Origin of the sequence: Streptacidiphilus pinicola (genome assembly GCF_003258295.1) — a bacterium.
Taxonomy (GTDB): Bacteria; Actinomycetota; Actinomycetes; order Streptomycetales; family Streptomycetaceae; genus Streptacidiphilus; species Streptacidiphilus pinicola.
This window is the reverse complement of sequence record NZ_QKYN01000001.1, coordinates 1-464: the sequence shown is the minus strand read 5'-3', so window position 1 is coordinate 464 and position 464 is coordinate 1. Positions and strand designations below refer to the sequence as shown.

The 464-nt window shown below is 76.1% G+C and carries 1 protein-coding gene; it reads right to left on the bottom strand.

Going from position 1 to position 464, the window contains the following annotated elements:
• Positions 1–87 precede the first annotated feature (87 nt).
• Complete coding sequence (locus tag DN069_RS00005; protein WP_111498579.1) at positions 88–372, bottom strand: hypothetical protein; 285 nt, start codon at positions 370–372, stop codon at positions 88–90.
• Positions 373–464: the final 92 nt, after the last annotated feature.

Sequence of the window (464 nt, the reverse complement as noted above, 5' to 3'; positions counted from 1 at the left end):
GCCGGTGGCGCCGCAGCCGCGTTCCCAGCCGCAGTCCCAGCCGCGTTCGGCGGACCAGCTGGAGCCCGCCGCCCAGCCGACGCCGGGTCAGACCGGCGCGGAGGCAGGCTCGTTCTTCACCAGGTCCAAGCCCGAGCCGGCCCAGCCCGCCGAGCCGGCGCCCGCCACACCCACCGCACCCGCGGTGCCCGCCGCACAGGCCCCCGCGGAGCGGTCCACCGCCCCGGTGCCGGTCCCGCGCGAGCGCGGCCTGGTCGCGCCGTACATGCAGCCCTCCGCGCAGCCGCAGGGCGCCGACGCCTCGGCGAGCGCCCCCGCCTGGGCCCGCGCCGCGCTGCCGCCGCTGCGGCTGCGCGGCAGTCGCTTGTACACATCTCCGAGCCCACGAGACTCCGGAGCATCGCGGATGCCGGCTTCTGCGCGACAAAAAAAACATACGGGTTGCCCACTAGCCATATCGCTTT